Here is a 22,091-nt window from a genome sequence, read left to right as displayed (position 1 = left end):
AGCCCGCTCAGCCCAGCGCGTGCGCTCCTCTCCAGAGCGCGGCGGGGGATGCGACGGCCGCTCCCAGCTCGGCAACGCGGTGCGCCAGCCCTCTGTCCGCCGTCACCACGATCGCCTGAGCAGGATCGGGAAGCGACCGCGTTCGCTCGATGATGGCCGAGTCGCCGTCGGCGTCCGCTCGCACGATGGTGAGCCCGTGCAGGTGCTCGGGCTGCGGCATCCGCTTCGCCTCACCTTCCAGCACGACGACCACGTTCGGCCACCACGCGTCGTGCGGCAGGCCCAGCATCGCGGCCGGCCAGCCGGTGTCGCCCAGCGCGCCGAGATGCTCGACGAGCCGCGCTGCCGCCCCTGGCCGGTCCCGCCACCAGCCATCCGGCCGTGAGCCGACGACATTCGCAGCGTCGACGATGACGACGGGCCGGCGGAACAGGTCGGGGCGGAGCTGAGGCCAACGCTCCGCGAACGATGGGTGGAGTGGCAGGATCTCGACGTCGTCGAGGGGAACCCAACGCACCTCGATGCTCTCCGCGTCGCCGATGACCGGCACGAACGGAGACGACGTCGCTGCGACGACGGTCGAGTACGACCACCAGCCGAGGTCGAGCCGGGAGAGGAAGAGGGGCTGCACCGACTCGGGAGGCACCCCCGCTTCCTCGGCAGCCTCCCGCACGGCGCCGTCCCTGGCGCTCTCGTCACGATGGCGAGCGCCTCCCGGCAGTCCCCACGTGCCGCCGAAGTGGCTCCATTCCGCGCGATGCTGCAAGAGGATGCCGGAGTCCTCACTGACGACGAGGAGTCCGGCCGCCCCGTACGTTCCCCAGAACCGCCGGCCGTCGGGGCCGTCCACCCACGCGTCTCCGCTGCCGAGTGGCCGGCGCTGCAGATGCGCAGGGCCACCGCTTCCCGTCGACGGCGCTGTGCGCTCGTCGTCGTGTGCGCGGCCGCCTGCCGGCCCCGTCGCCTCCGACACGCCTACCCTGCGCTCGGCGCAGAAGCCACGAAACCCTCCGCGTCCGACTCCGGCATCACGACCATGCCCCGCGTCCCGTGCGACGAGAGCGCGAGCGCCTCGAGCCAGACGCGGTTGAGCTCCGGCGGCCTGCTGCCCGAGAACCGGAACTGCAGAGGTATCGCGGGCGAGACCCACAGGCTCACACGTCCCGAGCCTTCTTCGGCGGGGACGGTCCAGTTGATCAGGAAGCTCTCCTGCAACCGAAGCTTGACCACGATCGCGATCTTGAGATGAGCCAGGGTGCGGTCGTCGATCTCGTACTCAGCACCGGAACCGTAGATGAGGTATCCCATCTGCCCATCATCGCAGCACGGATGCCCGCTCACGGCATATCGGAATCCAGGAAGCCTGGAATGGCGCTCACGCCCGCCTGACCGGGCGACCGGAGGAGTCACTGCAGCGAGCGAATCGGCGGTGCCCCCAGAGCAGGGGGTTGACGCGGCACTCGTCGACGAGGACGCCGCGCGGTTCATCCACCCGCTCGGGTTCAGCCCGCCTTCTTGCGCGTGCGGCTTCCTGTGCTCCCCGTGTCCGCCTTCGGCGCTCGCGGCTTCGTGGTGCGAGGCTTCGAGGAGCGAGTCTTCGAGCCCGTGGACGTGCCCTTCTTCGCTCCCCTGTTCTTCTCCACGCTCCGGCGCAGGGCCTCCATGAGGTCGAGGACCTCGCCCTTCTCGCCTTCGCCCTCTTCGCCGAAGGTGGCCCCCGTGTCGATGCTCTCGCCCTGCTCGAGCTTGGCGTCGATGAGCTTCTTCAACTGGATCTGATAGTCGTCTTCGAACTTCTCCGGCGAGAAGTCGCTCTCGTAGCTGGCGACGAGTCGCGCGGACATGTCCAGTTCCTTGTCGGTGACCTTGACGTTCTCCGAGAGGCTCTGGAACTCGGGCTTGCGCACCTCGTCGGCCCACAGCAGGCCCTGGAGCACGAGCACGCCGTCGCGCACACGAAGGGCGCCAAGCCGGGTCTTCTGGCGCAGCGCGAACTTGACGATCGCGGTGCGGTTGGTCGCTTCGAGGGTCTGACGGAGCAGCACGTACGCCTTGGCCGACTTGGAGTCCGGTTCCAGGAAGTAGCTGCGCTCGAACATGATCGGATCCACCTGGTCGTCGGGGACGAACTCGACCACCTCGATCTCGTTGCTGCGCTCCTCCGGAAGCGAGGAGAGATCCTCGTCGGTGAGGACGACCGTCTGGTCTCCCGAGTCGTAGGCCTTGACGATGTGCTCATAGGGGACGACGCTGCCGTCGATCTCGCACGTGCGCTTGTAGCGGATGCGACCGCCGTCCTTGTCGTGCACCTGGTGCAGCGACACGTCGTGGTCCTCCGTGGCGCTGTAGATCTTCACGGGCACGTTGACCAGGCCGAAGGCGATCACGCGCTTACCGATGGCTCGCATACCGTCTATTGCACAGCCCTCCGCGACGAACGACAACCCTCCTGCCCGATGCGCTGCCCACCAGGGATGCGCGGACAGACCGAGAGCGGAGCGTCACGAGCCGCTCTCTGACGGCCGTCAAGCCGTCGCGACCGCTGCTCGGGCGAGCGTAACGTCTGTCACATGGCGGCCAACAACGCATCCCGCGCCTCCGGCGGCACATCCGGCTCGCGGCGGTCGGGCGGTTCTCAGCTGGTGGAGATCGACGGGCACCGGCTCAAACTGACCAACCTCGACAAGGTGCTGTACCCCGAGACCGGCACGACCAAGGGCGACGTGGTCGCCTACTACGCCCAGATCGCCCCGTTTCTCATCGAACACGCGCAGGGTCGGCCCGCCACGCGCAAACGGTGGCCGAACGGCGTCGGCACCGGCGAGCATCCGGAGGCGCCGTTCTTCCACAAGAACCTCGACGAGGGCACGCCGGACTGGGTTCCGCGCGTCACCATCGAGCACAAGGATCACGCGAACACGTATCCGCTCGTGAACGAGCCTGCCGTGCTCGCCTGGCTCGGCCAGATCGCGGCGCTGGAGATCCACGTTTCGCAGTGGAAGGCGGGCCCCCGCGGAGCCAGGAAGAACCCCGACCGCCTCGTGCTCGACCTCGACCCCGGAGAGGGTGTGGGACTGATCGAGTGCGCCGAGGTGGCTGGCTGGGCGAGGGACATCCTCACCGACGTGGGGCTGGATCCCGTTCCGGTGACGAGCGGCAGCAAGGGCATCCATCTCTATGCGGGGCTCGACGGAGGCCAGACGTCGGATCAGATCTCGCAGGTCGCGCACGAGCTCGCGCGCGCTCTGGAGGCGGATCACAAAGACGAGGTCATCAGCACGATGAAACGTGCCGATCGCGCGGGCAAGGTGTTCATCGACTGGAGTCAGAACAACGCGAACAAGACCACGATCGCACCCTATTCCCTGCGCGGCCGGGCTCACCCGACGGTCGCCGTGCCTCGCACCTGGCGCGAGCTCGCGTCGCCCAAGCTGCGCCATCTGGGATACGAGGAGGTGCTGAAACGCGTAGCGACGAAGGGCGATCCACTCGCGGAGGCCTCGCAGGGGTCCGCGAGCGACGCCAAGGCGGCAGCCCGAAGCGGGCGCGGCGGCAGATCGGCCAAGACGGATGCCGGCCGGGACTCGTCCGAAGCAGCGGAAAGCGCCGACGAGCAGGCCCGGGCCGGGTCCTCGCGCGACCGGCTCACGGTGTACCGGAGCAAACGCGACGCCGCGAAGACCCCGGAACCCGTGCCGCGCGGGAAGCCGAAGACCACCAATGGGCGTTCGTTCGTGATCCAGAAGCACGCCGCGCGCCGGCTGCACTACGACTTCAGGATCGAGCGAGACGGCGTGCTCGTGAGCTGGGCGCTTCCGAAGGGCGTGCCGACAGACACCAAGGAGAACCACCTCGCGGTGCAGACCGAAGACCACCCCCTGGACTACGGGGGCTTCGCAGGAGACATTCCGCGCGGGGAATACGGCGCAGGACACGTGGACATCTGGGACTCAGGCGTGTACGACCTCGAGAAGTGGCGAGAGGGCGAGGAGGTCATCGTCACGCTGCATCCGTCGGAGGGAGGCGGCCTCGGCGGACAGCCGGTGAAGGTGGCGCTCATCCACACCGGGCATTCGACCAGGCGCGGCTCCTCGGATTCCTCCGCTGATGAGAAGAACTGGCTCATCCACCGGATGGACCTCCAGCCGCACCGCAAGGACTACTCCCCCATGCTCGCGACGCTCGGCAGCGCGGCGCAGCTCGGCCACGACGAGGACCGCTGGGTCTTCGAGAACAAGTGGGACGGCATCCGCGCGATCGCCTACGTGCAGGACGGCGCCGTGCGGCTCGTGACCCGCAACGGACACGACGTCACGGCGCAGTATCCGGAGCTGACGGCGATCGCGGACGGCGTGCGCTCGCCCGCCGTGCTCGACGGCGAGATCGTCGCGCTGAACGACGGGCATCCGGACTTCGGGCTTCTGCAGCAGCGGATGAACCTGCAGAACGAGACCGAGATCTCGCGCACCGCGGCGCGTGTCCCCGTGCGCTACTACGCGTTCGACATCCTCGAGCTCGACGGCCACGACGTCACAAGCGAGGAGTACGAGGTGCGCCGCGCGGCCCTGGAGCACGTCGTCACCGACCGCCATCGCGGCATTCTCCAGGTTCCGGATGCCGTCGACCTGCCGATCGAGGAGGCCATGGCCCGCAGCAAGAAGGCCGGGCTCGAGGGCATCGTGGCCAAGGACAGGGAGTCCACGTACGCCTCGGGCAGGCGGTCGACCGCGTGGGTCAAGGTGAAGCACCACGGAACGCAGGAAGTGGTGATCGGCGGCTGGAAACCCGGGGAAGGGAGACGAGCGAACGGCGTCGGATCACTGCTGCTCGGCATCCCGCACGGCAGGAAGCTCACTTACGTGGGCAAGGTGGGCACCGGGTTCGGCGACGCCGCGCTCGACGAGATCGCCGAGCGACTGGGCGGCCTCGAGGCGAAGACGAACCCGTTCGAGGACATCCCGCCGGCCGACGCTCGCGGGGTGCACTGGGTGAAGCCCGACCTCGTCGGCGAGGTGGAGTTCGCGGAGTGGACGAGAGGCGGCCGCCTCAGGCAGCCGTCCTGGCGCGGGTGGCGCACCGACAAGGATCCGCGCGACGTGGTGCGCGAGAGCTGAACCGTCAGCGTCGGGCCGTCATGCTGCGTTTCAGCGCTGAGCCGTCAACGCGGCCAGTCAGCGCCGGCTCGTCAGTGCTGCGTCGTCACCTGGGTCATGGATCCGTCATCGGCGTCCAACGCCTCGTTGACGAGCCCGCGCACGATCGACTCCCAGTCGGAGCCCTCGTAGTCGGTCTCCGTCTGGCCTGCGATGATGCCGCCGTAGACCGGTTCGTGTTCCTCGCCCTCCGGCGAGACCACCGTCAGGGCTCCGATCGCGCGGCCGTCGTCTGACCGCACGACCCAGTCGGCCGGTCCCATCCGGTGCACCACGTATCCGAGGCCCCTGTGCTCGAAGTGCACGCTGTCGTTCTCGAGAATGGACGCGATCATCGATGTCTCCCTGTGGTGTGAACGGATGGTGGCATCCGCTGACGGATGCGTGAACGCGGTGCAGGAGGAACGCTGTCAGGCTAACCCGGCTCCTGCCGGTTACGCACTCATCGCGCCGTCCCTGCCGCCCTGAATCGCTGTCGCTCTGCGGATGGCAGCTCCCACCCGCTCGTCGGCCCTGAGTTTCTCCTCCGCCTTGTCCGACGCCTTCTCGCCGCGCACGCGGAGCCTGACGACGCGCTCCGCCGACTCGCCGATGGACAACTCGTGCCCGCGTTCCAGCTCGGATCCGATCTCGGCCCCGATCACGAGTGCGAGGTTCACCAGCCACACCCAGAGCAGAGCGACGAGCAGGCCGCCGACCGCACCGTAGACGCGGTTGTAGCTGGAGAAGTTGGACACGTAGAACCCGAAGAGCACCGAGCCGACGACCATGATGACGACCGCGATCGCCGCGCCGGACGCGACGTAGCGGATGCGCGGGTGATGGAGGTTCGGCGCCCCGAAGTACAGCACGGCGACGGCGAGGATGACCGCGACAGCGATCAGGGGCCACTTGACGATCTCCCACGTGGTGAACACCGCGTCTCCGATCCCCAGCGCCTGGCCGATCGTGCGCGAGACCGAGCCGCTCAGGACGAGGGCGAGCACGATCACGACGGCGAGCGCGAGCACGACGACCGTGATCAGAACCTGCTGCGAGCGCAGCACGATGGTCGTGCGTCCCTCCTTCACTCCATAGATGCGGTTCACGGCGCGCGTGAACGCGCCGACGTAGCCGGAGGCGGACCACACGGCTCCGATGATGCCGATGGCGAGCCCGATGCCCGCTGCGCTCGACGAGGTGAGCTGCGAGAGCAAGGAGGACAGCGCCGGCTGCACCTGTTGCGGTGCGACCGTGTCGATCACCTCCAGGAGCTTCTTCGATCCGGAGCGGTCGGCACCCAGCAGACCGAGAACCGAGATGAGCGCGAGGAGAGCGGGCAGGGCCGACAGCACGGAGAAGTAGGTGAGCCCGGCCGCGATGTTGGAGCATCCGTCTCTGCCGTACTCGCGCAGGGTGCGACCGAGCACGTACTTCCACGGGAGGCGGCCGTATCGGGCAGACGCCGCCGCCTTCTCCTCACGCTCGCGCAGGGCGAGCTCCTCGCGTGACGGCGGTTTCTGCTCGTGCTCGCGATGGGTCTTGACCAGCTTCTCCGTGCGCTTCGCGGCGCGTTTGGTGTGCTTCTTCGCCAGATCCAGCGCATCCATGCACGCCACGCTACGACGGATGGGATGCGGCACCCACCCCTTGCGCGCGAGCGTGATGCGGCTCCTTCTGGTGCCGAGCCGTCGGCTGCGCCGCCATGCGGACCGGCCGTGGCGCAGCTATGGCGAGGCGCGGCCGCCCTCGTGACGCGGACTTCCCCAGGCCGCGGTGGTCGACCGAACCGCGCATCGACGGAATGATGGCGGGGTCGGCGACGTTGGCGCCCTATGCATTTGCATATATGAGTGCTGGACATGACGAAAGGGGCCGTGGTGGCCGTGCAGTTCGGTTTGGACACGTTCGGGGACGTCCCGCTCGCCGAGGACGGGAGTCAGGGTCAGGGCGCGAAGACGATCCGCGAGGTCGTCGAGCAGGCGGTGCTCGCCGACGAGCTCGGCGTCGACGCCTTCGGCATCGGTGAGCATCACCGCGCCGACTTCGCCATCAGCGCGCCCGACGTCGTGCTCTCCGCGATCGCCGCTCGCACGAAGAACATCAGCGTCGGCACCGCGGTGACCGTGCTCAGCTCGGACGACCCCGTTCGCGTCTACGAACGCTTCGCCACCCTCGACGCCATCTCCGGCGGCAGAGCCGAGATCACGGTGGGACGCGGGTCGTTCACGGAGTCGTTCCCGCTCTTCGGATACGACCTCGCACAGTACGAGAAGCTGTTCGAGGAGAAGCTCGAGCTGTTCAGCCTGCTGCTGAACGAGGATCCCGTGACCTGGGCGGGAACGGTGCGAGCGCCGCTCACCGACCAGCAGGTCTATCCGAAGACGGAGTCGGGCAGACTCAAGGCGTGGGTGGGCGTCGGCGGGAGCCCGGAGAGCGTCATCCGCTCGGTGAGGTACGGCATCCCCATGGCACTGGCCATCATCGGGGGCAACGCCGGCCGCTTCGCGCCGTACGTCGACCTGTACAAGCGGGCACAGGAGCAGATGGACAGGCAGCCGATGCCGCTGGCCATGCACTCCCCCGGATTCATCGCCGACACCGACGAGCTGGCCATGGAGCAGCTGTACCCGTATCAGAAGGCCACCATGGACCGCATCGGCGCGGAACGCGGATGGGCTCCGCAGAGCAAGGAGCAGTTCATCAGCGAGGTGCGGCACGGCTCGCTGTACGCCGGTTCGCCGGAGACCGTCGCCAAGCGCATGGCCGAGGCGATCCGCGTGCTCGGCGTCGACCGGTTCGATCTCAAGTACGCGAACGGCCCCATGCCGCACGAGCTGCTCACGCATTCCATCGAGCTGTACGCGACGAAGGTCATCCCGATGGTGCGCGACATCCTGGCGTAGCCGGCTGGTCAGCGGACCTCACGTTCTCGTCGGCGGCAGCGTCTACCGTGTGATGATGCTCCTGCCCTTCGAGTCGGTCGTTCGCACGCACGGCGCCGTCGTGCTGCGCGTGTGCCGGTCGATCCTGTCCGCGCACGACGCGGACGACGCCTGGTCGGAGACGTTTCTGAAGGCGCTGGATGCCTACCCGCGCCTTCCGGCGGACGCGAACGTCGAGGCGTGGCTGGTCACGATCGCACGCCGCACGTGCATCGACCTGATCCGGTCCGAGGGCCGCCGTGCTATCACCGTCGACCGCCTCCCCGAGAGGCCGGCCACGATCGGCATCCCGGAGGACGAGGTGGAGGCCGAAGCCGAGGCCGACGAGGTGGCCAGGGCCGTCGCCGCACTGCCCAGCCGGCAGCGACAGGCCGTGACGTACCACTATCTCGGCGGGCTGGCCTATCGGGAGGTGGCGGACATCATCGGCGGGACCGCGGAGGCTGCGCGCAGAGCGGCATCCGACGGTATCCGCACCCTCCGAGGAGCGATGGGAGCTGTGCGATGAACGAGATCACGGACGAGACCGAGACGACCCTGGCCTCACTGCACGAGCGGCTCGAGCGCGAGGCCGCCGACCGAGGCCTCGTCGATGTCGCCTATCGTGTGGTCGACAGTCCGGTTGGCCGGCTGCTGGTCGCGGCGACGGAGCATGGCATCGTGCGGGTGGCGTTCGAGAGCGAGGGCTTCGACACGGTGCTGGAGACGCTGGCCGACCGGGTGAGTCCGCGGGTGCTCGAGGCGCCCGGCCGGCTGGATCGGGCGGCTGCCGAGCTGGACGAGTACTTCGCGGGGCACCGCACATCGTTCGATCTCCCCCTCGATTTCGCGCTCAGCCGCGGGTTCAGAGGCGAGGTGCAGCGCCTGCTCCCGTCGATCGCGTACGGGCACACCACCAGCTACGCACGGCTCGCCGACGCGGCCGGGCGCCCGCGTGCGTTCCGCGCCGTCGGCACGGCCTGCGCGACGAACCCGCTCCCCGTTGTCGTGCCGTGCCACCGGGTGCTGCGCGGAGACGGATCTCTCGGCGGCTACGTGGGCGGTCTCGACGCCAAACGGGCGCTCCTCTCTCTGGAAGCAGCGGCGTGAGCGAGGCGGCGCCGACGTTCCTGGCCGGCCGCCTGGAACGGGATGTCGTGCTCGACTCCCTCGTTCGCCACAGCGTGCCGGGGGTCGAGCGGGTGGATCCGGAGAACGGCACAGTGAGCCGCCTGGTCGGTGGGGCATCCGGCGAGAAGCCCGTACCGATCACGGTCACCGTGCGGGATGACGGCGTGGAGGTGCACGGATCGGCGACGCCGTCCGTCATCGAGGCGGTGCGCGAATGGTTCGACCTCGACACCGACGTCGAGGCGGTGGAGTCGGCGTTCCGCGACGATACGGTGCTGGGGTCGCTGGTGCGTCAGCGGCCCGCGCTGCGCGTGATCGGGCATCCGGATGCCTTCGAGGCGGCCGCCCAGACCGTGCTCGGCCAGCAGGTGTCGCTGGCCGCGTGCCGGACGTTCACCGGACGCCTGGCTGCGGCATACGGCCGTGCAGTAGGAGACGGCCTCACGGTGTTCCCGGGCGCTGCCACCGTGGCGGCGGCAGAGCTCGAGGAGTTGCGCTCGGCCGTCGGCATTCCCGAGGCACGGGCGAGGACCGTCATCGCGCTGGCCGAGGCTTTCACGTCCGGTCTGCGCGTGGAGCGCCTCGCCGATCACGCCGACGTTCGCGCGCGGCTGCTCGCCCTGCCGGGCATCGGCCCGTGGACCGTGGACTACATCGCCCTGCGGGTGCTGAGGGATCCCGACGCCTATCCGGTCGGCGATCTCGTGCTGCGGCGCTCTCTGGGCGGGATCTCTCCCGCGGCAGCACTGGAGCTCGGCGAGCGGTGGCGGCCCTGGCGCGCATACGCGACGATGCACCTCTGGATCGCCGACGCCGAGGGCATCCCGATCGACGGGCTGTCGTCCAGCGCCTGATCGCGGCATGATCGGATGATGGCCGCCTCGCTTCCCGCACCCATGCTCGCCCGTGCCGTCGACGCCGTTCCCGAGCCCGATGCCGTAGCGGGCGGACTGTCCTACGAGCCGAAATGGGACGGCTTCCGAGGCATCGTCGGCGTCGAAGCCGGCGCCGACGACGAGCGGGAGGTGACCATCGGAAGCCGCGGGTCCAAGCCGCTCACCCGCTACTTCCCCGAGCTCGTCGAGGCGTTCGCCCAACAGCTGCCACCGTGCATCGTCGACGGCGAGATCGTCGTGCGCACAGGCCGCAGCGGCTCGGAACGTCTGGACTGGGAGGCGCTGTCGCAGCGCATCCATCCCGCCGCCAGCCGGATCGCTCATCTGTCCGAGACGAGGCCGGCCATGTTCGTCGCGTTCGATCTGCTCTCGCTCGAAGGCGAGAACTTCATGGAACGGCCGTTCGCGGAACGGCGGACTGCGCTGGAGAAGCTCGCCGCGGGCTGGCGGCATCCGCTCTACCTCGTGCAGACCACAACGGATGTCGAGCTCGCGCGCCGCTGGCTCGTCGAGTTCGAGGGGGCCGGACTCGACGGGGTGGTCGCCAAACCGCTCGCGGCGGCGTACGCCCCCGGCAAGCGCGCCATGCTCAAGGTGAAGCACCACCGCACCGCCGACGTGGTGCTGCTCGGGTACCGCGTACACTCCAGCGGCCACGGCGTCGGCTCGCTGCTGCTCGGTCTCTACGACGACGACGACGTGCTGCGGAACGTGGGCGGCGCATCCGCCTTCAGCGACAAACGGCGCAAGGAGCTCGTCGACGAGCTCGAGCCGCTAGTCGAGCGAGACGAGAACGGCGAGATGGTGAAGGGCGCTACCGACCGCAGCCGGTTCTCATCGAGCAAAGACGTCTCGTTCGTCAAGCTGCGGCCGGAACGTGTCATCGAGGTGCGCTACGACCAGCTGGAGGGCCAGCGGTTCCGCCACACCGTGCAGTTCGAGCGGTGGCGGGATGACCGAGAGCCGCGCTCGTGCACGTTCGACCAGCTGGACCGGCCCGTCGCGTACGACCTGTCCGACGTGCTCGCCTGAGAGGCAGCGCCGCGGGCGACGGTGAGCCGACGGTGAGCGGGGCGGTTTCGACGGGCTCAACCGGCGGTGCGGTTGCCGTTCTCGTCCCAGTTCTCGGCCACCTTCTTGCTCGGCTGCACTCGCGGCGGCTCGCCCGGCATCTTCGGGTAGTCGGGCGGGAAGGGAAGCTCGCCCAGCCCGTTGTCGAGGTCGCGTTGCCACCACGACAGCAGCACGTCGATGCTGCCAGGGCGCTCCGCGAAGTCGGCCCAGGCGTCCCCGACCTCCTCGAGCCTCTTCGGCACCGTCAGCACCGTGAAGGATCGCGGATCGACGGACTCCAGCTCGTCCCAGGTGACGGGGCAGGACACGGGCGCGTGCGGTAACGGCCGGGGGCTGTACGCGCCGGCCATCGTGCGGTCACGATTCGCCTGGTTGAAGTCGACGAAGATCTTGCGCCCGCGCTCCTCCTTCCACCACGCCGTCGTGACGGCGTGGGGCATCCGCCGCTCGAGCTCCCTCGCTGCAGCGATGACGGCGTGCCGCACGTCGAGGAACTCGTGCTCGGGCCTGATGGGTGCGAACACGTGAAGGCCGCGATTTCCCGAGGTCTTCACGTAGGCATCCAGTCCCGCCTCGGCCAGCACGGCCCGCAGCGCGATGGCGGCAGGCACGGCCTCCTCGAAGCCCGTTCCCGGCTGCGGGTCGAGGTCGATGCGGAACTGGTCGGGATTGTCGGAGTTCTCGGCGCGGGACGGCCAGGGGTGGAAGACGACGGTGCCCATCTGCACCGCCCACACCGCCGACGCCGGCTCGTCCAGCACGAGCTGCGGATGCGATCGCGCGCTCGGATAGACCACCTTCACCTCGCGGATGTAGGCAGGCGCACCCCGCGGCGGATTCTTCGAGAAGAACTGCTCGCCGTCGATGGTGTCCCTGAACCGCTGGAGCGAGATCGGACGGTCGCCGTTGGCCGACAGGAACGGTCCGGACACCGCCAGGAGGTATTCCGCGAGGTCGAGCTTCGTGATGCCCACCTCCGGGTAGACGACACGCCCGGGATGGCTAATGCGCACGGAGCGCGTGCCGTCGGGGCCGGGAACCTCGAGAGTGGTCTCGTCTGCCATGCGCGGGCTCAGGCCTGGCCCGCGATGTTGACCATCCAGCCGGTGCCGAACCTGTCCGTCAGCATGCCGAACGAGTCGCCCCATGGCGCCTTCTCCAGCGGCTGCACGACGGTCGCTCCCTGCGACAGGCGATCCCAGTACCCGCGCAGAGCCGCCTCGTCGTCGCCGCTGAGAGAGACGGTGATCGAGCCGCCCGGTGTGTACTCCATGCTGTTCGGCGTGTCGGCACCCATCAGCACGATGCCCTCCGGCGCGTTGAGCTGGGCGTGCATGACCTTGTCGAGCTCGCTCTCGTCCTCGGTCATGTGGAAGTCCCGGAACGTGCTCACCGTCAGGTCGCCGCCGAAGACCGTCTGGTAGAACTCCATGGCTTCGCGGGCGTTGTCACGGAAGCTCAGGTAGGGGTTGAGGGTGACAGACATGGCACTTCTCCTTCGTCCGTTTGCCGCACACGCTACCCGCACAACTAGCGCACGTCATCACCCGATGCGGATCACCCAGCGTGGATCGTCCGGCGGATCAGCCCGCGCGGATCAGCCGGCGAGCACCGGGGACAGCTCAGCCTCCAGCGCGGCCCTGGGCTTCGAGCCGACGATGGTGCGCACCACCTCGCCTCCGACGATGAGCTTCATCGTGGGCACCGCCATCACCCGGTACCTGGCTGCAAGTTGCGGACAGTCGTCCGCGTTGATCTTCACGATCGTGAACGCGCCCTCGGTGTCGGCCTCGATGCGTTCCAGCGTCGGTCCGAGCACCCGGCACGGTCCGCACCAGGTCGCCCAGAAGTAGACCAGAACCGGCAGCTCGGCCTGCCCCAGGACGGAATCGAACGTCGTCTCATCGGCGGTGACCATGGTGGTGCTCCCTTTCGCTCGGTGGCTCGACGGAGGTCGGCACGGTAAACCCGGGAACGAGCTGCGAGAACGCGCATCCGGGATCTTCCCTGGATTCCGCCGCCGCGAGCAGTGCTTGAAGCGCCGAACGCCGCCGCTGAAGCTCCTCGATCCGCGTACTGAGATCGTCGATCGCCGCCCGATAGGCGGGCCTGGTCGTCGCGCAGTCGTCAGCGTTGTCGCTCCCGTCGTTCAGGCAGTCCAGGAACGGGCGGGTCTGTTCCAGTCTCAGCCCGACCCGCACCAGGGCGTGTGCCTCGGCGACGAGGCGGGGAACGTCGTCGGCGTAGTCGCGGTATCCGTTCGACAGCCGCGTGGAGTCGACGAGCCCCAGCGACTCGTAGTGACGAACGGTCTTCGCGCTGACACCGGCGCGACGTGCGACTTCGCCGATCCTCATGCGTTCCTCCCCGTGCCTTGTCGATGCTCCGTCCGCACCACGGTAGACGTTGCCCCGTGGGGCAAGGTCAAGTGGTCGAGCCGGCCCGACCGACGTCTAGTGCGAGCGGAAGAAGTCGGATGCCCGCCCCGTCCAGAGCAGGATGATGATGATCAGCGAGATCAGGGCGCTCACGGCCGACCAGGCGAACTGGTCGGGAAAGGCCCATGCCGTGAAGGCATCCGCCACGATGGCGAGGATCTGCACGATCGTGACGATGATGCGCGCACCGCTCGATCCGCGGAGCAGCCCTCCTGCGACGAGCACGACGACCACTCCGAACAAGATGGTGAGGATCGCCGAGGTGATGAGCGAAGCACTGCTCGACCACGCGCTAGAGACGCTCGGCTCGTGCTGGAACACCAGCAGCAGCACCCCGGCGAGGATGTTGAACGCGCCCTCGATCCAGGCGAGCACGGCGATGAGGGTCACGCCGAGGGGGCGGCGGGCTGTTGCGTTCATTCATCCTCCAGTCGACGTCGAGCCAAGTCTGTCGCGCTGCCGGGCTTCGAGAGGCTCAACCCGCGGTGCAGTTACGACCGGTCGAACTCGTCGAAACCAGTCTGTCCCGGTCCCGGGTTTCGACAGGCTCAACCCGCGGTGACCGCGGCCGCCGGGTTTCGACAGGCTCGGTCGCGGTGAAAGCACCGTCGGTTGAGCTCGTCGACCAGACTGTCCCACTTCCGCGCCTTCGAGAGGCTCGCGGCGGTCTGCGCGAATGAGCGAACGGTGCGAACGACCTTTCGCTGCGACTTCACACACGGTTCACTGTCACCTGATTGGGTGGCATGCGTCGAAGGGGAATCGAATATGCACACGCGGTTCACACGTGTCGGAAGAGGGGTCGCGACAGGGGTCGCCGTGCTCAGCATGCTGGGCGCCGCCGTGGTGGCGACGACTGCGGCCGAGGCCGCGCCGTCCAGCGGGGTGGTGATCGACGAGGTCTACGGCGGAGGCGGCAATTCCGGTGCGACGTACACGAACGACTTCATCGAGCTCGCGAACCGCGGCACCTCCTCCGTCGACCTCGACGGCTGGTCGGTGCAGTACCACTCCAAGTCCGCGACCGGTGCCTGGCAGGTCACGCAGCTGTCCGGCAGCATCGCGCCCGGCTCGTTCTACCTGATCGGCGAGGCGAAGGGGAATTCCGGCTCGACGCCGCTTCCGACTCCTGACGCGACCGGGGGCATCGCCATGTCGGCGACGGACGGGACGGTCGCGCTCGTCTCCGGTGCCACGGCTCTCACGTGCGCGGACGGCCCGTCGTGTGTCGCGGCATCCGTCGACCTGGTCGGCTTCGGAACGGCAGCGATCTCGGAGGGCTCCGACGCGACGGGGGCGTCGAACACCGCGTCGGTGCAGCGCACCGACGCGCCGGACAGCGACGACAACGCGGCCGACTTCACGTCCGGCTCTCCGACGCCGGCCGCAGCGACCGCGCCGGGCGACGGGGACGGCGGCACGCCGCCGACTCCCGGGACCACGCGCATCCACGACATCCAGGGAACGAGCTTCGTCTCCCCGTTGAACGGCCAGCACGTGACGAACGTGCCTGGCGTCGTGACAGGCGTGCGAGCATCCGGCTCGAGCAGAGGGTTCTGGATGCAGGACCCCGACCCCGACTCGGATGCCGCCACCAGCGAGGGCGTGTTCGTGTACACCGGCAGCGCGCCGTCGGTGGCCGCGGGCGACTCCGTGCTCGTGTCGGCGACCGTGAAGGACTACTACCCGCTGGCCAGCGGGGACACCCCTTCGGCGACCTCGAACCTGTCCATCACGGAACTGCAGAACCCGCAGGTCTTCACGGTCTCCCATGGCAACCCGCTCCCTGCGGCCGTCGTGCTGGACCCGACGAGCGTCCCCGACCGGTACGCGCCCGATCTGGGCGGCGGGAACATCGAGACGACGCCGATCACGCCGTCCCGCTCGGCGCTCGATTTCTACGAGTCGATCGAGGGCATGCGGGCCGAGGTGGATGACGCCCGCGTCGTCGGCCCCAGCGACGCGTACGGAGAGCAGTACATCACCACCAGGCCGGACCAGAACGCCAGCTACCGCGGCGGGACGCTGCTCACGGGCGAGAACGAGACGCCGTCCGGCCGGCTGGAAGTGGTACCGGCCGACGGCTCGCATCCCACGCTGACCGTCGGCGACGTGCTCGCGGGCGCCACCGTGGGCCCGATCGACTACTCGCTGTACGGCGGCTACCTGATCGCGGCGACGCAGCTCGGTCAGAAGACCGCGGGAGGGCTGAAGCCCGTCGTAGCCCGACCGGCGTCCGACGACCAGCTCTCGGTCGCCACCTACAACGTCGAGAACCTCGCGCCGGGCGATGCTGCCGAGAAGTACACCAGGCTCGCTCAGGGCGTGGTGACGAACCTCGCATCCCCCGACATCGTCGCGCTGGAGGAGGTGCAGGACGACGACGGGGCGGCCGACTCCGGAACCGTGGCGGCGGACCAGACACTGACCCGGCTCACGCAGGCCATCCGGTCCGCCGGCGGGCCGCTCTACGACTGGCGCGAGATCGACCCCGTCAACGACCAGGACGGCGGCCAACCGGGCGGAAACATCCGGGTCGCGTTCCTCTTCGACCCGACCAGGGTCTCGTTCGTCGATCGGGGCGGCGCGAACGTCGACCGCTCGACGACGGCGACGGCCGTGGTGAAGGAGCGCGGCAGGCCCGACGTGACGCTCTCCCCCGGTCGCATCGACCCGACGAGCGACGCGTGGGACGACAGCCGCAAGCCGCTCGTCGGCGAGTTCCTGTTCCGCGGCGAGAACGTGTTCGTGATCGGCAACCACTTCGACTCGAAGCTCGGCGACCAGAACGCGGACGGGCGCTTCCAGTACCCGCAGCAGTCCTCCGCCGTGCAGCGCGCCAAGCAGGCCACCGAGGTGCACGACTTCGTCGCCTCCCTGCTCAAAGCGGACAAGGAGTCCAAGGTGGTGGTCGCCGGCGACCTCAACGACTACCAGTTCAGCCCCGCCCTGCAGACGCTCACCGGGGCGGCGGCCGGCAAGCCGATCCTGCGCGATCTCATCACGACGCTGCCGAAGAACCAGCAGTACACGTACGTGTACGACGGCATCTCCGAGGTGCTCGACCACATTCTCGTCACGCCGGGAGTCGGCAAGCCGGACTACCAGGTCGTGCACGTGAACTCCGAGTTCCCTGACCAGGTGAGCGACCACGATCCGCAGGAGGTCGCCATCACCGCAGGCGCGAAGCCGTGGGCGCTCCCCGGGCTGCAGTCGAAGCGATGCGGGCCGTCCGCGGTCGCCACCGGGTACTCGGATGCCCTCGACAAGACCACCTACCACGGCGCGCAGGTGGGCGGGCTGTCCTCGCTCGCTCGCGATGCGCGCAGCGGCGGCTACGTCTCCGCGGTGGACAACAACGGCACGGATCCGGCGCGGATCTGGTTCCTCTCGTCCCTCACGCATCCGACGGTGACCAGAGATCCGCTCGTGCTCAAGCGCCAGGACGGCACGCCGTACAACGGGCAGGACAGCGACAACGAAGGGCTCGCGGTGCTGCCCGACGGCGACTTCGTGGTCAGCAGCGAGACGGAGCCGTCGATCCGGATCTTCGGACGCGACGGCATCCAGAAGGCGTCTCTTCCCGTTCCGGCGCGGTTCGCGGTGGCAGGCACGACACCGGCAGGCGAGGCGACGGCGAACGCCACGCTGGAGGGCCTGACCATCACCCCGGACGGCAAGACGATCGTCGCCGCGATGGAGGGTGCGCTCTCCGGCGACGTCTCGGCGGACGGAGACGCCACTGCCCACCGCCTGCTGGTGTACACGCAGCACGGCAAGCGCGCGTGGAAGCTCTCGAAGCAGGTGGAGTACCGAGCCGAGCCCGGCATGCGGATCCCGGAGGTCGCCGCCTACGGCAAGGACTCTCTGCTCGTGGAGGAGGCCGCGTGGTCGCCTTCCATCGGCAACTCGGTGAACCTCTACGCGGTCACCGGACTGCACAGCGCACGTGACGTGAGCGGCATCGGCAACCTCTCGACGGCGCCGTCGTCGGCGCTGCGGAAGACGCTCGTCGCCGACCTCGTGCAGTGCCCGACGCTCGGCGCTGCCGCTAAGGAGACCCAGGCCAACCCGTTGCTGGACAACTTCGAGGGCATGGCCGTGACGTTCTCCACCGGGCCGCTGCACCTCGCGGGCGTCTCGCTGATCAGCGACGACAACTTCGGTGCGTCGCAGACCACACGCGTGCTGAACCTCATCGCGAAGCTGCCGTAACCCCCGGGCATCCCGCCCGCAAGATGCGTGGACGGCGGGGCGAGGCGGACTAGAGCCGGTCTCCCCCGCCGTCGAAGCGCATCCGATTCGCGGTGACCTCCTGCCGGTGGTCGAGCGCCCAGTCCACAAGCGCCACCACCGGCAGCACCATGGAGCGGCCGAGGTCGGTCAGCTCGTACTCCACGCGCGGAGGGACCTCGGCGTACGCCGTGCGCACCACCATGCCGTCGCGCTGCAGGGCACGGAGCGTGCGGGTGAGCATCCGCTGCGAGATGCCCTCCACACTCGTCAGCAACCCGGTGAACCGCACGGGGCCGTCAGCCAGCCCGCGGATCACGAGCATGGTCCATTTGTCGGACACGCGGTCCAGGATGTCGCGCACGAGCTCGCGCGCGCCGTCGCCCTCCTCGGTGCAGCGCACGAGCGAGTCGGCCAGCGCGTCGTCGGCCGCGCTGGGCTCGAGGCGAGCCGGCGCATGCTCGTCGAGGACGACGGCGTGGCTGGCGGCGGGGACCTCGAGAGGCGCGTCGGCAGCGGGGAGGCCGGCCGGCGCGGCGGCGGCGATCGCGGTGGCGGTGCTCGCGGCTGTGCCTGGCGCGGCGCCCCGGTCGGCTGCGAAATCGGTGGAGGCGGTATGCGGCGTCATCTCGGAAAAGTTCCTTCTGTGTGCCTGAGGCACTTCAAAGTGCTCATGGATCGGCGGGATGAGAACCGCCGCGGACGGTGTTGGGCACTCTCGGTAACAAACGTGCGGTGCTCGGCCTTCCCGGCCGATCCGTCGCATGCGGTGGGCAGATGGGGCACCGCGACAACGACAGCGCCGCGACTTTCGACAACACAAGGAGAACCATGACCAAGATCGGAATCATCCTCGGCAGCACCAGGCCAGGGCGCAACGGCGAAGCCGTCGCACACTGGCTGCTGGACCTCGCCAAGGAGCGCACCGACGCCGAGTTCGAGCTCGTCGATCTCGCGGACTACCCCCTGCCGCCCCTCGATGAAGCGATGCCCCCTTCGTTGCACGCCTACCAGAACTCCCACACTCTGGAGTGGGCGGCGAAGGTCGCGGAGTTCGACGGCTACGTGTTCGTGACACCGGAGTACAACCACTCGATCTCGGGAGCGCTCAAGAACGCTCTGGACTACGTCTACCAGGAGTGGAACAACAAGGGAGCCGCGTTCGTGGGGTACGGCAGCGTGGGCGGCGCACGCGCCGTCGAGCAGCTGCGGCTCATCACTGCCGAGTTGCAGCTCGCGGGGGTCCGCGCCTCTGTGCACCTGTCGCTGCTCACCGACTTCGAGAACTACTCGGTGTTCACTCCCGCCGAGCGGCAGACCGCGGCCGCACACGCCATGCTCGATCAGCTCGTCGCGTGGTCGCGTGCGCTCGAGCCGCTGCGCGCGGGCGCGGAGGCAGAGAACGAGGCCGACGCGGATCGGGCCGCCTGAGACGACGCACGGGCGACGGGTTCTCGCACGGTCGACGAGCCTTCGCCCCATTCCCGGGATCGGCACGCAAGCGGGTGTCGATCCCGGGAATACCTCGGCTCCTAAGCTGTTGAAGTTGATAGCACTCGGCTCAAGTCCGAGTGGCATAACGGATATCACCGGACACAACAGGAGATTCAGTGCCTGAGAACTTCATCCCCGGCAGTGCCGAGGCAGGCGGCGAGGGCGGCTCGTTCGACGAGTTCCTCGCACGCTACCTGGCGGGCGAGCGCGCCCGCGCAGCCCGCTCGATCGACATCAGCCGCTTCCTCAGCCGCCGCACCCAGGACGTGCTGCAGCGGGCCGGCCGTTTCGCGCTCGAGCACGGGCACAACGAGCTCGACGCGCTGCACATCCTGCGCGTCATGGCGGGCGAAGACCCCGCAGCAGAGGCGATGCAGCGCATCGGCATCGATCCCGCGCGCATCGTACGCGCCGCCGAGCAGCGCCTGCCGCAGACCGGCGAGGCGACGACGGACGCTCCTGCGCTGACGCCCTCCGCGCAGCGCACCCTGTTCCACGCCTACCAGGTGGCGCGCGCATCCGGGTCGACGTACATCGACCCCGAGCACCTGTTCTACGCCCTGGTGATCGCGCAGGACTCCCCCGCCGGTCAGGTGCTGCAGTCGGCGGGCGTGACGCCCGAGGCCCTCGCCGGAGCGATGCGTGAGGCGGCGACGGTCAATGCCGGCGCTGCAGAGGGCTCGGAGGACGGCGCTGCGGCATCCGACACTCCCATGCTCGACCGGTTCGGCACCGATCTCACGCTCGAGGCCCGCGAGAGGCGTCTCGACCCCGTGATCGGCCGGGTCGACGAGATCGAGCAGACCGTGGAGATCCTGTCCCGCCGCACCAAGAACAACCCCGTTCTGGTGGGCGAGGCCGGCGTGGGCAAGACCGCGATCGTCGAGGGCCTCGCCCAGGCGATCGTCGACGGCATCGTTCCCGAGCAGCTGCGCGACAAGCGCGTCATCTCGCTCGACCTGCCGGGCATGCTGGCCGGCACGCGGTACCGCGGTGACTTCGAGGAGCGGCTCACCACGCTGATGGACGAGATCGCCCAGCGCAAGGGCGAGCTCATCGTCTTCATCGACGAGGTGCACACCGTGATGGGCGCCGGAAGCGGAGGCGAGGGCGGAATGGATGCCGGGAACATCCTGAAGCCGCGGCTCGCCAAGGGCGACCTGCACCTGGTCGGAGCCACCACGCTGAAGGAGTACCGCCAGATCGAGAAGGACCCGGCGCTGGAGCGCCGCTTCCAGCCCGTGACCGTGGCCGAGCCGTCCATCGACGACGCGGTCGCGATCCTGTCGGGTCTTCGGCACGCCTACGAAGAGCACCACGGCGTCAAGTACACCGACGACGCCATCCGCTCGGCCGTCGAGCTGTCTGCGCGATACGTGACCGACAGGTACCTGCCGGACAAGGCGATCGACCTCATCGACCAGGCGGGCGCGCGGCTGCGCCTCCGTCTGGGCAAGCAGGTGGACGCGTCCGCGCTGCTGACGCGCCTGGCCGACCTCGAGGCGGAGAAGAACGCCGCCGTGTCGGCGGAGCGCTACGAAGAGGCTTCGAGGCTGCGCGACGAGATCACCGAGGTCGAGGCGCGCCTTGCCGAGGCGTCGGCGGCCGGTGCCCGGGTGGGGCAGGATGCCGTCATCGACGAGGCGGAGATCGCGGCAGTGATCTCGCGCGCGACGGGCATCCCGGTCTCGCGCATCGGCGAGGCCGACAGGGAGCGCCTGTCGAAGCTGGAGAGCGAGTTGCACGAGCGGGTCGTGGGACAGGATGACGCGGTGACGGCCGTCGCCAAGTCGGTGCGCCGCAGCCGTTCGGGCATGGGCGACGAGAACCGCCCGGTCGGAAGCTTCCTGTTCCTCGGCCCGACAGGCGTCGGCAAGACGGAGCTCGCCAAGGCCCTCGCGTCGTCGCTGTTCGGTTCCGAGCGCGCCATGATCCGCTTCGACATGAGCGAGTTCGGCGAGCGGCACACGGCGGCCCGTCTGATCGGCGCGCCTCCCGGATACGTCGGCTACGACGAGGCCGGACAGCTCACCGAGCGCGTGCGCCGCAACCCGTACTCCGTTCTGCTGTTCGACGAGATCGAGAAGGCGCATCCGGACATCTTCAACCTGCTGCTGCAGGTGCTGGACGACGGCCGCCTGACGGACGGCCAGGGTCGCACCGTGGACTTCCGCAACACCGTGGTCATCATGACCTCGAACATCGGCAGCGAGTTCCTCGCCTCCAAGAGCGGAGCGCTGGGGTTCGTGGCGCCGGGAGCCGACGGGTTCGGCGACGAGAAGGCGCTGCGCGATCGCGTGATGGGCAAGCTGCGTGAGAACATGCGGCCCGAGTTCATCAACCGCATCGACGAGATCGTGCTGTTCCGCAAGCTCGACCGCGATCAGCTGCGGCAGATCGTGCGCGTGCTGCTGCGGGCCACGCAGACCCGCCTCGCCCCGCGCGACGTGACCCTGACGGTGACGGATGCCGCCGTCGAGTGGATCGCGGACCACGGGTACGAGCCCGAGTTCGGCGCCCGCCCGCTGCGCCGCGTCATCCAACGCGAGGTGGACGACCGCATCGCCGACCTGCTCGTGAGCGGTGCCATCGACGATGGCGGCGCGATCCACGTGGACGCGGCGGAGGGCGAGCTCCTCGTCAGCTCGCGCGAGCGGATGTCGACCGCCGCGTAACCCACGGCGCGACAGCACCCCTGGCAGACACGGGGCCCCGATGCGACGGCATCGGGGCCCCTTCGCGTGTGCGATCGCGGTCGGACTGCGCCCT

At 69.0% G+C, this 22,091-nt stretch carries 20 protein-coding genes; 9 read left to right on the top strand and 11 right to left on the bottom strand.

All coding sequences use genetic code 11. The features are described 5' to 3' along the window. Positions 1-7: 7 nt before the first annotated feature. The 3 genes from VHB92_RS11815 to VHB92_RS11805 all read right to left on the bottom strand — a co-directional run bounded on the left by VHB92_RS11815 (position 8) and on the right by VHB92_RS11805 (position 2,408). Positions 8-973: an NUDIX domain-containing protein gene (locus VHB92_RS11815; RefSeq protein WP_325453955.1), complete on the bottom strand. Its 966-nt coding sequence runs from the start codon at positions 971-973 to the stop codon at positions 8-10. 2 nt (positions 974-975) lie between these two features. Then, on the bottom strand, positions 976-1,308 hold the full coding sequence (locus VHB92_RS11810) for a hypothetical protein (protein WP_325453954.1): 333 nt from the start codon (positions 1,306-1,308) through the stop codon (positions 976-978). 194 nt (positions 1,309-1,502) lie between these two features. After that, positions 1,503-2,408 carry a Ku protein gene (locus VHB92_RS11805; RefSeq protein WP_325453953.1) on the bottom strand — a complete coding sequence of 302 codons (906 nt, stop codon included), beginning with the start codon at positions 2,406-2,408 and terminating at the stop codon, positions 1,503-1,505. 162 nt (positions 2,409-2,570) lie between these two features. On the opposite strand from VHB92_RS11805, the gene VHB92_RS11800 reads away from it, so the two are divergent. Beyond that, on the top strand, positions 2,571-5,114 hold the full coding sequence (locus tag VHB92_RS11800; RefSeq protein WP_325453952.1) for an ATP-dependent DNA ligase: 2,544 nt from the start codon (positions 2,571-2,573) through the stop codon (positions 5,112-5,114). A gap of 71 nt (positions 5,115-5,185) precedes the next feature. On the opposite strand, the gene VHB92_RS11795 is transcribed toward VHB92_RS11800, so the two are convergent. Together VHB92_RS11795 and VHB92_RS11790 are read right to left on the bottom strand one after the other, a co-directional pair. Then, a complete protein-coding gene (locus tag VHB92_RS11795; RefSeq protein WP_325453951.1) occupies positions 5,186-5,488 on the bottom strand; it encodes a hypothetical protein in 303 nt (100 codons plus the stop codon). Positions 5,489-5,587: 99 nt separating this feature from the next. After that, the gene (locus VHB92_RS11790) at positions 5,588-6,742 is read right to left on the bottom strand and encodes a YihY/virulence factor BrkB family protein (protein WP_325453950.1); all 1,155 of its coding nucleotides are present in this window, start codon (positions 6,740-6,742) and stop codon (positions 5,588-5,590) included. A 252-nt stretch (positions 6,743-6,994) separates the two neighbouring features. On the opposite strand from VHB92_RS11790, the gene VHB92_RS11785 reads away from it, so the two are divergent. From VHB92_RS11785 to VHB92_RS11765, 5 genes are read left to right on the top strand one after another with little or no spacing between them, the layout of a single operon-like run. Next, positions 6,995-8,038: an LLM class flavin-dependent oxidoreductase gene (locus VHB92_RS11785; protein WP_325453949.1), complete on the top strand. Its 1,044-nt coding sequence runs from the start codon at positions 6,995-6,997 to the stop codon at positions 8,036-8,038. Between the two features lie 55 nt (positions 8,039-8,093). Continuing rightward, positions 8,094-8,585, top strand: a complete 492-nt coding sequence (locus VHB92_RS11780; RefSeq protein WP_325453948.1) for a sigma-70 family RNA polymerase sigma factor — start codon at positions 8,094-8,096, stop codon at positions 8,583-8,585. Next, positions 8,582-9,166 carry a methylated-DNA--[protein]-cysteine S-methyltransferase gene (locus tag VHB92_RS11775; protein WP_325453947.1) on the top strand — a complete coding sequence of 195 codons (585 nt, stop codon included), beginning with the start codon at positions 8,582-8,584 and terminating at the stop codon, positions 9,164-9,166. The genes VHB92_RS11780 and VHB92_RS11775 overlap by 4 nt, the downstream gene beginning before the upstream one ends. Beyond that, positions 9,163-10,041, top strand: coding sequence for a DNA-3-methyladenine glycosylase family protein (locus VHB92_RS11770; RefSeq protein WP_325453946.1), 879 nt, complete (start codon positions 9,163-9,165; stop codon positions 10,039-10,041). The genes VHB92_RS11775 and VHB92_RS11770 overlap by 4 nt, the downstream gene beginning before the upstream one ends. A gap of 18 nt (positions 10,042-10,059) precedes the next feature. After that, complete coding sequence (locus VHB92_RS11765) at positions 10,060-11,115, top strand: ATP-dependent DNA ligase (RefSeq protein WP_325453945.1); 1,056 nt, start codon at positions 10,060-10,062, stop codon at positions 11,113-11,115. Positions 11,116-11,171: 56 nt separating this feature from the next. Here VHB92_RS11765 and ligD read toward each other — a convergent pair whose 3' ends face one another. The 5 genes from ligD to VHB92_RS11740 all read right to left on the bottom strand — a co-directional run bounded on the left by ligD (position 11,172) and on the right by VHB92_RS11740 (position 14,015). Then, the gene (gene ligD / locus VHB92_RS11760) at positions 11,172-12,221 is read right to left on the bottom strand and encodes a non-homologous end-joining DNA ligase (protein WP_325453944.1); all 1,050 of its coding nucleotides are present in this window, start codon (positions 12,219-12,221) and stop codon (positions 11,172-11,174) included. 8 nt (positions 12,222-12,229) lie between these two features. Beyond that, the gene (locus VHB92_RS11755) at positions 12,230-12,643 is read right to left on the bottom strand and encodes a VOC family protein (protein ID WP_325453943.1); all 414 of its coding nucleotides are present in this window, start codon (positions 12,641-12,643) and stop codon (positions 12,230-12,232) included. Between the two features lie 111 nt (positions 12,644-12,754). After that, positions 12,755-13,075: a thioredoxin family protein gene (locus VHB92_RS11750; protein WP_325453942.1), complete on the bottom strand. Its 321-nt coding sequence runs from the start codon at positions 13,073-13,075 to the stop codon at positions 12,755-12,757. Then, complete coding sequence (locus VHB92_RS11745; protein ID WP_325453941.1) at positions 13,059-13,514, bottom strand: MerR family DNA-binding transcriptional regulator; 456 nt, start codon at positions 13,512-13,514, stop codon at positions 13,059-13,061. The genes VHB92_RS11750 and VHB92_RS11745 overlap by 17 nt, the downstream gene beginning before the upstream one ends. A 96-nt stretch (positions 13,515-13,610) precedes the next feature. Continuing rightward, complete coding sequence (locus tag VHB92_RS11740; RefSeq protein ID WP_325453940.1) at positions 13,611-14,015, bottom strand: DUF7144 family membrane protein; 405 nt, start codon at positions 14,013-14,015, stop codon at positions 13,611-13,613. A 348-nt stretch (positions 14,016-14,363) separates the two neighbouring features. Between VHB92_RS11740 and VHB92_RS11735 the strand changes: the two genes are divergently transcribed. Next, positions 14,364-17,810, top strand: a complete 3,447-nt coding sequence (locus VHB92_RS11735) for an esterase-like activity of phytase family protein (protein ID WP_325453939.1) — start codon at positions 14,364-14,366, stop codon at positions 17,808-17,810. 49 nt (positions 17,811-17,859) lie between these two features. On the opposite strand, the gene VHB92_RS11730 is transcribed toward VHB92_RS11735, so the two are convergent. Next, positions 17,860-18,456, bottom strand: coding sequence for a helix-turn-helix domain-containing protein (locus VHB92_RS11730; protein WP_325453938.1), 597 nt, complete (start codon positions 18,454-18,456; stop codon positions 17,860-17,862). Between the two features lie 203 nt (positions 18,457-18,659). Between VHB92_RS11730 and VHB92_RS11725 the strand changes: the two genes are divergently transcribed. After that, positions 18,660-19,259, top strand: coding sequence for an NAD(P)H-dependent oxidoreductase (locus VHB92_RS11725; RefSeq protein ID WP_325453937.1), 600 nt, complete (start codon positions 18,660-18,662; stop codon positions 19,257-19,259). 179 nt (positions 19,260-19,438) lie between these two features. Then, the gene (locus VHB92_RS11720) at positions 19,439-21,997 is read left to right on the top strand and encodes an ATP-dependent Clp protease ATP-binding subunit (protein ID WP_325453936.1); all 2,559 of its coding nucleotides are present in this window, start codon (positions 19,439-19,441) and stop codon (positions 21,995-21,997) included. Positions 21,998-22,091: the final 94 nt, after the last annotated feature.

Origin of the sequence: Humibacter sp. (assembly GCF_035547335.1) — a bacterium.
GTDB lineage: Bacteria > Actinomycetota > Actinomycetes > Actinomycetales > Microbacteriaceae > Humibacter.
This window is presented reverse-complemented; position numbering and strand designations above follow the sequence as displayed.